The following is a 14,021-nucleotide window of genomic DNA, read 5'->3' on the forward strand; positions in this document are numbered from 1 at the left end:
TAAGACCTCAAGTCTAAGGGCTTGAGGTCTTTTTCTATGCATAATTGAAAGGTGAGCTTATGTTATAATAATAGACAAGAAAATCCTTACTTGAGTTAAAAAATAAGGGGAATAGGAGTGACATAGCATGAAATTTTTACACACAGCAGATTGGCATATTGGTAAAAAAATAAATGGTTTTGATTTACTTGAAGAACAGTCTCATGCTTTCCAAAAGATAGTGGAGATTGCAAAAGAAGAAGCGGTTGACGGGATTATTATTGCAGGTGATTTATACGATAGCGCTATTCCATCAGTAGCAGCAGTAAAGGCGTTTGATGAGATGCTCATGACACTCAATATAGAGGAAGAATTTCCGATTTATGCAATTAGTGGGAACCATGACGGGGCCAATCGTTTGAATTTTGGGAACAGTTGGTTAGCAAAAAATGAGTTATATTTACATACTAAGTTATCTGAAGCCTTTACCCCGATTGAAACAGACGATACTCAGATTTTCTTGTTACCATTTTTTGATCCAATTGATGCTCGCATTTATTATGGAGATAAAGATGGTGAGGATCTACGCTCTATTAATGAAGCCATGGCCCGTATTATTGAAGATATGGAAAAGTTATTTAATCCGTCAAAGAAACAGATACTAGTCACTCATTTTCATGTAATTGGTCAAAAGAATCAAGAGTATGAATTGACAAGTGAAACAACTTCTACAGTAGGTGGTTTGCGCGCTGTGAGTGGGCAATTATTTGAGAATTTTGATTACGTAGCGTTAGGTCATCTTCATTTATGGCAAGCTAGTCCCGATGAAAGAATTCGATACAGCGGTTCGCCTATAAAGTTTAATACAAAAGAAGCTAAAAATAAAAAAGGGGTTTATATTGTTGATCTAGATGACAAGGAAGAAACAACTCGCTTTATCGAGATTCCACCTCATAAGGATTTAATCGTCCTTAAAGGAGCGTATGAAGAATTGATTTCACCGGAATTTTATAACAATCAGCCTGAAAAAGGGACAGCATTCTTTAGCATTAAGTTGACAAATAGACCAACAGAAAAAAACGTTAGGCAAGTATTAAATGGAATATATGGTGATATTTTAGAGCTACAGTATCATTTAGAAGCCATAGAAGGCAATTGGTCGGTTGACGCACTAAAAGAGCGTACCGTGATGAATGAAACGGACTTAATTGAAAGTTTTTATAAAGAAACAATGACGGAAGAAGGATTGACGAAACGTCAAGCGAAGTGGGTTGAACAAACCTTTACTGAAATTAGAAAAGGAGAAGACGCATAATGAGACCGTTAAAGTTAGAAATGAATTATTTTGGACCACACCGCAATGCGGTGATAGACTTTACAGCCTTTACCAAAGGTGACAGCTCACTTTTTTTAATCAGTGGAGACACAGGTGCAGGTAAGACCACTATTTTTGATGGCATGACCTATGCTTTATTTGGTACGGGAACAAGTAGTCGTGAACCAGAAACCATGAGAAGTGATTTCGCAACAGGGAAAGAAGAAACAAGTGTGAGATTTACATTTGAACATAATGGTAAAGTGTATCGAGTAGAGCGTAAACCTAAACAATGGTTGGAGACACGTAAAAAAAATAGTGATAAATTGGTTGAAAGTAAAGCAACTGTAAATTTTAGTGAGTTAGAAGATATAGCAGGTGCTGAGATTGGAGAAGGCTATAGCAAGATAACCGAAGCGAATCGTGTGATTAATGAGTTACTAGGATTGACGCCAGAACAATTCAGACAAATTATCTTACTTCCACAGAATGATTTCAGGAAATTTTTATCAGCAAAAAGTGATAGTAAAGAAGAAATTTTAAGAAACTTATTCGGGACAGAATTATTTGCTACATTTACCAAGCAGTTGAAAGAACGTCAAAATGAGTCTAAAAAAGAACGTGAAACAGTTGAAAAGCAATTGACAGGAATTTTAGATAACATTGTATGGGGAGAAGAGTATGCTGACAAGTTAGAAAGTTGTCGCACTCAGCTAGAACAAATTTCACTGTTAGAAGAAAAAATAAAAGAAGTAGAAGAACAGTTAGAACATTCTCTTAAACACTTTAAAGAGGTAAAGAAACAACAAACTCATTTATCTGAACGTTATCAACAAGCAGAAGTAATAAAAGCGCAAGAAGAGGAACTACGTCAATTAAGAGAAAAATTAGAGCATCTGAATTCTGAGAAACATAGTATTGAATTAGAACGTAAAAAGCTAGAGCAACTTACTTTTGCACAAGGGTTGCAGGAGGTTGTCCAACGGTTAGAAGAAAATAGCAATAGCCTTGAAAAGATAGAAAAAGTGCTATCTGAAAAACGAGTTATTGAAACAGAGTTGAAAGTTAAAGTTGATGGACTTGCCACCGAGGAAAAAGAATTAGACTCACAATTAGCAAGTAAAACTAAATGGGAAGATGAACTAGAGGACTTGAAGTCGAATCAGAAACCTGCTGCCTTGCAGAAAGTTGAATTGACACGAGACGTGACACATACGGAACAAAAGTTAACACAAGTTATAACTTCTATAGAGCTGAAACAAGAAAAATTAACAACATATCAACGTGAAGAAGAAGAGTTGAAGGTAAAACAATTGCAGTTGAAGGACTGTCAGATTGACCTTGTTAGAGTGAGAGAACAAGAATTGAAGTGGCAAGATGTCAATCGATTGTTAGACACTCTAAAACAGGTGACCGCTGATATTACGCAACTAGAAGCTAAATTAAGTGAACTCAAAGTAGCTAAAGAGCAAGCTGAAAAAAATAAGATAGAAGCAAATCAAGTATTAAAAGAAAGCCAAGTCAAGCGCCAAGAGTTGATGATTGCGCAGCTTCGTCATGAATTACATGATGGAGAAGCCTGTCTTGTATGTGGTGCAACTGAGCATCCTTATTTAGCAAAAGAGACTACCGAGTTGTCAGACTCAGACTTAAAGCAAGCCTTCTTAGAACTTGAAAAAGCGCAAGAAGAATCAGGTAAACGAAGCACTGAATTGGCACTATTGGAAACAAAAGAAGTAGATTTGAAAAATCAGTTGCAAGAGCTAGTTGCAACACAAACAAAAGAGACTGACAAATTAAACCAGGACTATGGCCAATTTAAGGTAGAGTGGGAAAGTCAGTTTACAGAGGCGGAGTTACCTGAGACAATCTGTTCTGAAAAGGTAAAAGCGACATTTGAAATGGTAAGACATCAACTTGAAAAAGATAAGAATGAATTGGAAAATATTATTCAACGACTGGAAGAATTAGCTCAGCATCTTTCGCAATTAGCGACAGAAATTTCAACGTTGACAGGTGAGAAAAATGGGATTGTTGATAAGAAAGAAGAATTGTCAACTAAGTTAAATCAGCTAACAGAAAAGTATCCGTCATTAATGAGCCTAGAATTGATTGAGGTACGTGAAAAGGAGCTTATTCAACTAATTGAACAATATACTCAATCAGTTGACGAGTTACAAATAAGAAAACAAGCTATTCTGACAAAACAAGCAAGTATTTCAGGTGAACTTTCGTCACTAGAAGTACAATATAAAGACTGCAAGCTTACGATTGAAGGTGATGACGAGACGTTAGACGCGAAACTTAAAGAGTCAAAAGAAGAATTTAGTCGTGACGTGTTATTGGAACTTATTCAAGCTATTAAGTTAGGAGAGTTGTCATCACGTTCTGCACGTATTACAAAATATCAAACAGATGTTGAGGCAACGTTAACTCGAATCGAGTTACTAGAGAAAAACAGCCTTAGCCGTGAGGCAATAAATCTAGATCAGTTGACCGAACAAAAAAATGAAGTTGATAATCAGGTTGAATCCCTACTTAAAGAAGTTTCAAATTTAGAAACAACTGTGTCAACACTTAAAGGGAGTCAAGAGAAGTTGAACAATTTAATGACTCATTATGCGTCTAAATCTGATGAGTATCAGGAACTAGATGAATTAGTATTGGCAGTCACAGGTAAAAATAAATTAAATCTGACATTAGAACGTTATGTCCTACAATCGTTTCTAATGGAAGTCCTACATTATGCTAATGACCACTATATTGGTCAGTTAACAAATGGTCGTTATCAGTTCCAATTAAAGCGTGAAAAATCAAGTTTTACTAACCGTACAGGGTTAGAGATAGATGTCTTTGACCAAGATACTAATGAAGCTCGCTCAACAGATACCTTATCAGGTGGAGAGAGTTTTATTGCGGCATTATCCATTGCATTATCATTAGCAGAAGTTGTCCAAGCAAAATCTGGTGGTGTTAAAATTGATGCGTTATTTATTGATGAGGGATTTGGTTCACTAGACCAAGAAACGTTAGAAAAATCTATGATAGCATTAGAAGAAATTGGTGATACTGGACGAATGGTCGGTGTCATTTCACACGTTACAGAAATGAAAACACGTATACCACAGCAATTGCTTATTCAAAAAGAGGGGAACGGGTGTAGTCGAGTAATAACTAAAATTAATTAAAAGCAATCCTAATGAAAACTGACTATTTTCATTAGGATTTTTTTATTAATTGTAATTAGTGTTATTTAATAATTATTACAAGCATATCATTCGCTATAATTAAAGTTACTCGTTATACTTAACCCTTAAATTATAATAATTATAATCTAGGAGGCAAAACATGTTAGAAGAAAAAGGTAAGACGTTGACTACTGCCCAAGGTGCACCTGTAGGAGATAATCAAAATTCGTTATCGGCTGGCAACCTAGGCCCTGTTTTAATACAAGATGTTCATTTGTTAGAGAAATTAGCTCATTTTAATCGTGAGCGTGTCCCTGAACGAGTGGTGCATGCTAAAGGATTTGGAGCACATGGTTATTTCAAAGTAACGAATGATGTGTCACGTTATACAAAAGCTGATTTTTTATCTGAAGTAGGGAAAGAAACACCAATGTTCGCTCGTTTTTCTACTGTAGCAGGAGAAGCGGGATCAGCTGATACATTAAGAGACCCCCGTGGGTTTGCTTTAAAATTCTATACAGATGAAGGTAATTTTGACATGGTCGGAAATAACACGCCAGTTTTCTTCATTCGAGATGCTATAAAATTTCCTGATTTCATTCATACGCAAAAACGTGATCCAAAAACACATCGCAAAAATGCAGATGCAGTCTGGGATTTTTGGTCACTTTCTCCTGAGTCACTTCACCAAGTTACGGTGTTAATGAGTGATCGAGGTATTCCTGCAACTTTCCGCAATATGCATGGTTACGGAAGCCATACTTATATGTGGGTCAATGAGAACAATGAACAATTTTGGATTAAGTATCATTTTAGAACAAATCAAGGCATTAAAAATTTGAGTGCTGAGCTTGCTGAGCAACTAGCAGGTGAAAATCCTGATTGCCATGGACAAGATCTATACAATGCTATTGAAGCAGGAGATTTTCCATCATGGACATTATCAGTTCAAGTTATTCCTTTTGAAGAGGGACTAAATTATAAGACAAATATTTTCGATGTGACACGTACGGTTTCACAAAAAGATTACCCGCTGATTGAGGTTGGCCAAATGGTTCTAAACCGCAATCCAGAAAATTACTTTGCAGAAGTTGAGCAAGCAACATTTTCACCAGGAAACTTTGTGCCAGGCATCCAGGCATCACCTGATAAATTATTGCAAGGGCGCTTGTTTGGTTACGGAGACGCTCACCGTCACCGTGTAGGAACGAATAGCGCTATATTACCAATCAATAGTCCTAAATCAGGAGCAAATACTTACCAACGTGATGGCGCAATGCGTTCAGATTCTAACGGTGGATCAAGTGTCTATTACGAGCCAAATAGTTTTAATGGTCCGAAAGAAGAACCAGCTGCTAAACAAGTAGGACATGAGATTACGGGGCAGATTGGTAATTATTCATATGATGATGATTTTTATAGTCAACCAGGTGATTTATATCGCCTACTACCAGTTGACGAACAACAGAACCTAGTTGACAATATTGTAGCCAATATGTCTGGTGTGACTCAAGAAGCGATTAAAATTCGTCAATTGAAACATTTTTATAAAGCTGATCCAAGTTATGGCGAACGAATTGCTAAAGGCTTAGGAATCGATATAGAAAAAATAAAAGAATAATAATAAAAAGACAGGACTTGAAAAAGTGCTGTCTTTTCTTGTTTAAAATGATAATTAAGTGCTTTTTTTATGGAAGTTGTTTAAAATGGAGATAAGCGAAAAGTGACGCTAAATTGACCGAAAGGAATGATTTTATGACAGACAAGTACGTGCCCGAAATAACAACAGCATTACGCCAAGATATTGTAAAAGTTCCTAAAGTAATTAAAGATGCAAGCGGCATTCTTATTTTTGGTAAGAAAATAAGATCAATTATTTTTACAACAGATATTGCGATTATTCGTAACACTGATGCAGATGCAGTGATTGCAGTTTATCCGTTTACACCACATCCCGCTATTACTAAAAGTATTATTGAATCGGCTGATATACCTGTTTTTTCTGGAGTAGGTGGAGGATTAACCCAAGGGGAACGTTCTGCTTATATGAGTATGTTCGCCGAGTCTCAAGGTTCGATTGGTGTAGTCTTAAATGCCCCAACACCTGTTGAGACAGTCGAGATGGTAACGAATGTAGTTGATATCCCAGTCGTCAGTACAGTGACGTCTATTCATACACAAATCGATGATAAACTTTTAGCCGGTATTAAGATGATTAATATAAGTGCAGGGAAAGATACAGCGGATACAGTTCGTTATTTTAGAAAAAAATATCCAGGCTTACCAATTATTGCAACAGGTGGCCCAACTGAAGAAAGTATTAAAGAAACCATCGAAGCAGGAGCCAATGCGATTACCTTTACACCGCCATCTAATGGGGATTTGTTTAGTCGTAAAATGGAAAAATACCGTGAAGAAGAGCAGAAAAAGTAGAAAAGACCTATACCACTTGAGTTCGTGAAATGAATGAGGTATAATTAAAAACGTTAAATAATTAAATATAACTCTTTAGAGAGATAGAGGAGCAACATTCACAAGTATTGTAGTCGAGGAGTAACGAGTCTGTTAACACTACAAAAAAAGGACTGTTGCCGAAGAAAAGACCTGTCGTTGAGGTTTTTATCTGGGCATACATTGAATAAGTGTGTGACTGTCACAATTGTGTGGGGCGCTATCAGATAAAAGTGTGAATTATAATTATAAGCCACTCTTTATGTCCGATAGTATCGACATAAGGAGTGGTTTATTTTATTTGATAATAACGAAGAATGTAGGAGAAGTTATGTCACAAGAAAACAATGAAATGAAAAGAAGTTTAGAAACACGTCACCTGTCCATGATTGCCATTGGTGGATCAATTGGTACAGGATTATTCTTAGCAAGTGGATCAGCGATTTCACAAGCAGGTCCTGGAGGAGCATTAGTAGCCTATGCCTTGATGGGCGCCATGGTATTCTTCTTAATGACCTCACTTGGTGAGATGGCAACCTATATGCCAGTGTCGGGTTCATTTAGTACGTATGCCACAAAATTTGTGGATCCAGCCTTTGGATTTGCTTTAGGTTGGAACTATTGGTTTAACTGGGCTATTACGTTAGCTGTAGAGATTAATACAGCAGCCATTATTATGGAATACTGGTTACCAGATGTTCCAAGTTGGATGTTTAGTGTCTTTTTCTTAGCTATTATTTTTACAATCAATGCAACATCAGGTAAGTCATTTGGAGAATCAGAATATTGGTTATCTATGATAAAAGTGATTACCGTTTTAGTCTTTATTGTAGTGGGGCTATTAACTATTTTTGGAATAATGGGTGGACAAGGACCGGTTGGATTTGAAAACTTTACAACAGGTGAAGCACCGTTTGTAGGTGGAATCCCAGCTTTACTAGGTGTGTTCGTTGTTGCTGGATTTTCTTTCCAAGGAACAGAATTAATCGGGATTACTGCAGGGGAGTCTGCTAACCCAGAAGAATCAATTCCAAAAGCCATTAAACAAGTATTCTGGCGTATTATTTTATTCTATATTGTTTCAATCTTTATTATTGCGATGTTGATTCCTTATACATCACCAAACTTATTGGGTGGCGATGTTAGTGATGTGTCAACAAGTCCATTTACGCTTGTGTTTGAACGTGCAGGACTTGCTACAGCAGCCAGTGTTTTAAATGCTGTTATTCTTACAGCTGTTTTATCAGCGGGTAACTCAGGGTTATATGCCTCATCAAGAATGTTGCATTCTATGGCTCACAGTGGTCAAGCCCCTAAAGTATTCGGTAAAGTAAATAAACGCGGTGTACCAATCAATGCTGTTATCCTTACAACATTAGTAGGAGCCTTAGCATTCTTAAGTTCAATCTTTGGAGATGGGTTTTATAATTTACTGTTAGCTGCGTCAGGTTTAACAGGATTTATCGCATGGTTAGGTATAGCGATTAGTCACTTTAGATTTAGACGTGCTTTCAAAGCGCAAAATCATGATCTTTCAGAATTAAAATATAAAGCAAGATGGTTCCCATTCGGGCCAATTTTAGCTGTTATCTTATGTGTTTTAGTTATTGTTGGGCAAGATGTTCAAGCCTTTAAAGATTTTGATTTAAAAGCAATCTTAGTAACCTATATGAGTATTCCATTAGTTTTAGTTTTATATGTTTATTACAAAGTAAAACATAAAACGAAATTAATTCCATTAGAAGAGATTAAATTAAAATAAAAAAACACGCTACTAACTGATTTAGTTAGTGGCGTGTTTTTTTAGTACTTATTTTTAACCAATAAAGATAAAGAATGAAAAGTCCCACACTAATAATAAAGCAAGCGACGCCCGTAATAAAACCATACGGTAGGAATACGAGTTCAATCTCATGCTTTCCAGGTTTTAAGTCAAGTGTAATAAAGGCTTTATCTAAAGGTTTTATATCTGTCTTTTTACCATCGACATAGGCTTTCCATCCTTTGTCATATGGGATTGTTGTAAATAGAACTTCGCGACCTTCAGGAACATTGACACTAGCTTTAGCTTTTCGACCTTTAACCTGGAATGGTACTTGGCTAGGCTTCATTTTATTGAAAGCTTCGGCATATTCTTCATTATTTAAGAAGATTACTTTTGGTGTGAAGACATCTAAATTAGCTGTTCCAAAGAAGCTGACAGTAAATTCGATTGTTTTCGCTTCATCATAGAATCCTAAATCATAATATTGTCCAGTTGCACTCATACGGGTTTTCTGTTTATGAGTCCCCACTGTAATCTCAGCTGTTCCAGATTTTAAGTCAGCAAAATTTGTAGGTTGCAAACTAAGATAAGCTTGTTTATTAGCTGGTACGGTCAATTTGTAAGTAATTTCTTTTGCTTTATTAAATTCTAATTCCTTAAAGCTTGTTATATTATCTTTTTCTTCTATTTTAGTATTAGTAGTTGAGACAACTTCAGGAAAGCTGTGAGTGAACAAATTAAGCTTATTCCCTGATAGAGTACTTAGTAATGAGGCTTGATTGTCTAAAAAGGCATTCTCTTTTGGTTTGTATTTGTAAAGAGAGCGAGGAGCCATCATACCTAGTGAGTTAGCATAGTCATTTTGGTACATTTTTAAAGTGTTATTTTTATCGAATTCTTTAAAACCAAATTTCAACGTTTTACTCTTGCTGATATTATAACGAATTCCTAATAAGGAATCCATAATCAATGTATTATTGTCATATCGAATATTTTGGTTAGTGCCGCGAGAACGATAGCCTAAGCTGTTTAAAAATGAATTAGTATTTCTATTTCGAATGGATGTAAAGGTACTGACACCACTATAACCGTAGTTAATGCCATCATTTGCAGTGACAGGTTCCATAGATTCCATACGGTAAAATGAATCTTCTTCTACTTTTTTAGTTTGTTGAACTAGTGACTCAATATCTGAATATGGACCGCTGTAAAGTACTCTTGAAGCGTAGTTCCAATCCTTACGGATACCTTGAATCATCCAGCTGGTATTTGTAACAACTTCACCGAGCATAACAAGAGCAAGAATAGTCATTATAAAATGCTGACGTCGTATATTTGAGTGTTTTCGTGAGCTCTTAAAGTAAAAATAGAACGTGACAAGATAAACACTTAAAAAAATGAGAGTTGCGACTAATTGAGAAATCGTAATGTATGTATAATTAGTTGTTCCTTTGGTAAAGTAGAAAACCAACATAAACGCTATTAAACCAATAATGATACGATTATAGAGATGGCTATCCGCTTTTGTTAAAAGTTCCAATCCATATCCAGCTAAGACAATCACCATAAAGGAGAAGGTAAATGCAAAGCGGAATAAAAACATATTGGGTGCGTGTAGGCCATGCCAAAATAAATTTAGTGGATTATAGTAAAAGCTAATAATAATAAAAATCATAATCGAGCCGTAAGCTAGTTTATTACGACGTGGTACTTTCTTTGTAAAGAAATAGAAGAGACATAGAACAAGTGGAACGAGTCCAATATAGATAAAAGGAATAGATCCATACTTTGTACCATCATAAGAACCTACCATATTTTTTGCGATTAAATCCCAAAATGCAGTAGCTTCCGTTTTAACCCAAGCAATTTTATTTAACTTTTCACCATTTGATCTAATATCAAGAACAGTTGGTAAAATCATAATCATCGAAGCAATACCAGCTAAGAAAGAAGTTATTAGATAGCGAGGGATACTTTTCTTGTATGTTTTCCAGTCTGTAGAGGCCTTCGCCCAGAAATATAGAAATGATAAAAGACCAACCATGAAGCCAAAGTAGAAATTGGAAACAAATAATAAGAAATAGGAAACAAAGAGTAGAGTAGGATTTTTACCCTCCATAATTTTGTGAATTCCTAAAAAGATAAGTGGTAAGTAGATAAAGGCATCTAACCACATGATTAATTCTGATTGAGCAGTAATGAATGACATTAAAGCATAGCAATTTGAAAAAGCAACCTTTAAAATTGGGCTGAAACGGTAAGTGTGTTTAGCAAAATACCAAAAAGAAAGACCCGCTAATCCTATTTTAAGTAAGGTCAAAAAGTAAAGGGCATCAGGTATGGCCTCATTTTTAAAAAAGAAAACGAGGGGGGTGAAAATCCCGCTAAGGTAGTATGAAATCAACGCGTAGTAATTTAGGCCGAGCGATGAGTTCCATGTATAAAAAATACTCTGTTTTCCATGTAACACATTATTGAAACTGGCATGGAAATTTGAAAATTGAGCGAATGCATCACTAGCAAGCAAACTTCGATCACTGCCCCAATAGATCCCTTGAGTGGCGTAAACACCTGCCATCACCGCAATTGGAATTAAAAAAGCAGCTAATGGATAAAGTATCATTTTATTTTTATAAAATAGTTTTTTTGTTTTTATTTCAGTCATATATTTTATCTCCTAGTGTTATTAAAAAACTTCCCTTATTACAAATATAAGTATAGCTAATTTTATCATGATTAGAAGTAAATACAAGGGTTCTTCTATAGAGATAGCGTTTTAATTTCAAAGATATTTCAATTTATATTTTAGTGTTATTTTTTGATAGAAAAATAAAAATCTAATTCTTTTTTTGACAGAAAGATATAAAAAAAGATTAAAACACTGTATTATCAAGGTTAATTTATTGTATTTTATATAAAAATATGTCCGGTAAGGTATTTGAAAAAAAAACTTTAAAAATCGTGATTGACTTTTAGTTTTAAAGGAATATAATGAGCTACATCAGTAATTTAATAATGTAAAAAAACATAGGGGAGTAGCTGACATATCAATGATTAGGCGTTGTTTCAAAAGAACGAAATTGATGTGTTTTTAGATCAACAGTTAGTACGTGTAGGCGTGCTGGTCTAAGATGAAATAGCGAGACTTGTGTATTGGGTGAATGCTCAATATGCAAGTCCATTTTTATGGCAGTAATTTGGTCCTCAGGAGGAAAATAATGAAAAAAGAAAAACAAAACCATCAATTAGACAAGTTTAAAATTGGTGGTGCCTTGGTGGCAATGGGGGTTGTGTACGGGGATATTGGAACAAGTCCGCTGTATGTAATGAAGGCCATAATCGAAGGCAATGGTGGTTTAGCTAAAGTGTCAGAGGATTTTATTATTGGAGCGGTTTCGTTGATTGTTTGGACGCTTACCCTACTGACCACTGTTAAGTATGTAATGATAGCACTCAAAGCCGATAACCACGGTGAAGGTGGGATTTTTTCATTATATACACTGGTTAGAAAATGTAGTCGTTATCTGATTATTCCCGCGATGATAGGTGGGGCCGCACTACTTGCAGATGGTGTGTTAACACCTGCTGTCACAATTACGACAGCTATTGAGGGTCTGAGAGGTATACCGTCATTTTATAACGTTTTTGGAAATAACCAAAATGTTATTATAGTTATTACGATTGCTATTATTTGTGTGTTATTTATGATTCAACGCTTTGGAACGGAAAAAGTAGGAAAAGCATTTGGCCCGGTTATGTTAGGGTGGTTCACATTTATCGGGGGAGTTGGTATTTATAACTTCTTAGGTAATATGACCGTGTTAAGAGCTCTTAACCCATACTATGCGATTGAGTTGCTATTTAGCCCGGAAAATAAAGCCGGTTTGTTTATCTTAGGAAGTGTTTTCTTAGCAACAACAGGGGCTGAAGCTCTTTATTCAGATATGGGGCATGTCGGTCGTAAAAATATCTTAGGCAGCTGGCCATATATCAAAATTTGCTTGTTATGTAATTACTTTGGACAAGCAGCTTGGATTTTATCTATTAAAGACAGTACATATTATCAAAGTGTGGATATGTTAAATCCATTCTTCCGTATGATGCCTGCTAGCTTATCAGTTTTTGGTGTTATCTTTGCTACCTTAGCAGCGGTTATTGCCTCACAAGCCTTGATTTCAGGGTCATACACATTAGTATCAGAAGCTGTTAAATTAAAATTATTACCACGTTTTAGAATTATTTACCCATCTAACCATAAAGGGCAGCTATACATCCCTGTTGTGAATACCATTTTATTCGTAACGTGTATTATGATTGTTTTATTATTTAAAACATCAGCCAAAATGGAAGCGGCATATGGATTAGCGATTACGGTTACAATGTTAATGACAACAGTTCTACTGTTATTCTATTTATTACAACGCAACAAAATACCAAAAATTATGTCATTTGCTATTTTCTTGTTCTTTGGAGCAATTGAAACAATCTTCTTTATTTCAAGTGCGACTAAGTTTTTCCACGGTGGATTCGTAGCAGTATTTATTGCTCTTGCAATTTTACTAGTTATGGTCATCTGGGAAAAAGGATCGATGATTCAAGAGCGTCACAACGAACGTGTTTCGCTTTGTGACTATACACAACAATTAAGTGATTTAAGTCATGATGAAAGTATTCAACTTTATCAAACAAACGTTGTTTTCTTAACGAACAACTTAAAAGGTCATAAAATTGGTCGTGAGATTCTTTATTCAATTTTAGATAAAAAACCGAAGAGAGCAAAAGTGTATTGGTTTGTAAATGTATTTGTTACTGATGAACCATTTACGAAAGAATATCACGTAGATATGATGGGGACAGATCATATCGTAAATATTCAATTACGTTTAGGTTTCCGTGTGAATCAAGATGTGAATCTATACTTAAGACGAATTGTTCATGATTTGATGGAACAAGGAAAATTACCAAAACAGCCTCAAAAATATACAATCTACCCAGGTCGTGAAGTAGGAGATTTCTGTTTTGTTCTTATTAAAGAAGAATTATCTCGTAAATCTGATTTAACTAATTTTGAACGCATGATTATGCAAGCAAAATTGGGAATTAAATCAATCACAACATCACCTGCACGTTGGTTTGGGTTACAGTTTAGCGACGTTATTAACGAAAGCGTGCCGTTAAATATCCCAAGTTATAATCAACATTTACAGTGTGACCAATTGAATCAAGTGCAAGTTGATGATTTTTCATCTGAAGATGATGAAGATGAGGATGAATTAACTGAAGTATAAAAAAAGAACTTCCTATAATAAGGAAGTTCTTTTTT

The 14,021-nt window shown here is 35.4% G+C and carries 7 protein-coding genes and 1 riboswitch; of the genes, 6 read left to right on the forward strand and 1 reads right to left on the reverse strand.

From position 1 onward, the window contains the following. Positions 1-127 precede the first annotated feature (127 nt). The 5 genes from OL233_RS03270 (at position 128) to OL233_RS03290 (ending at position 8,695) form a co-directional block, all read left to right on the forward strand. Positions 128-1,294: an exonuclease SbcCD subunit D gene (locus OL233_RS03270; protein WP_275470946.1), complete on the forward strand. Its 1,167-nt coding sequence runs from the start codon at positions 128-130 to the stop codon at positions 1,292-1,294. After that, positions 1,294-4,482 carry an AAA family ATPase gene (locus OL233_RS03275; RefSeq protein ID WP_275470947.1) on the forward strand — a complete coding sequence of 1,063 codons (3,189 nt, stop codon included), beginning with the start codon at positions 1,294-1,296 and terminating at the stop codon, positions 4,480-4,482. Before OL233_RS03270 ends, OL233_RS03275 begins: the two co-directional genes overlap by 1 nt. Positions 4,483-4,642: 160 nt before the next feature. After that, positions 4,643-6,103, forward strand: a complete 1,461-nt coding sequence (locus tag OL233_RS03280) for a catalase (RefSeq protein ID WP_275470948.1) — start codon at positions 4,643-4,645, stop codon at positions 6,101-6,103. Between the two features lie 134 nt (positions 6,104-6,237). Next, entirely contained in the window at positions 6,238-6,915 is a 678-nt protein-coding gene (locus OL233_RS03285) for a beta/alpha barrel domain-containing protein (protein WP_275470949.1), read from the forward strand. Positions 6,916-6,991: 76 nt separating this feature from the next. Beyond that, a riboswitch (Lysine riboswitch) is annotated at positions 6,992-7,164 on the forward strand. Between the two features lie 100 nt (positions 7,165-7,264). Continuing rightward, positions 7,265-8,695 (forward strand): amino acid permease, encoded by a 1,431-nt coding sequence (locus OL233_RS03290; RefSeq protein ID WP_275470950.1) that lies wholly within the window; start codon positions 7,265-7,267, stop codon positions 8,693-8,695. Positions 8,696-8,720: 25 nt separating this feature from the next. Here OL233_RS03290 and OL233_RS03295 read toward each other — a convergent pair whose 3' ends face one another. Further along, positions 8,721-11,354 (reverse strand): YfhO family protein, encoded by a 2,634-nt coding sequence (locus tag OL233_RS03295; RefSeq protein WP_437184400.1) that lies wholly within the window; start codon positions 11,352-11,354, stop codon positions 8,721-8,723. Positions 11,355-11,916: 562 nt separating this feature from the next. Here OL233_RS03295 and OL233_RS03300 point away from each other — a divergent pair. Beyond that, positions 11,917-13,986: a KUP/HAK/KT family potassium transporter gene (locus OL233_RS03300; protein WP_275470952.1), complete on the forward strand. Its 2,070-nt coding sequence runs from the start codon at positions 11,917-11,919 to the stop codon at positions 13,984-13,986. Positions 13,987-14,021 lie beyond the last annotated feature (35 nt).

The sequence above is a fragment of the Vagococcus proximus genome, from assembly GCF_029143285.1.
In the GTDB taxonomy this organism is placed as follows: Bacteria; Bacillota; Bacilli; order Lactobacillales; family Vagococcaceae; genus Vagococcus_D; species Vagococcus_D proximus.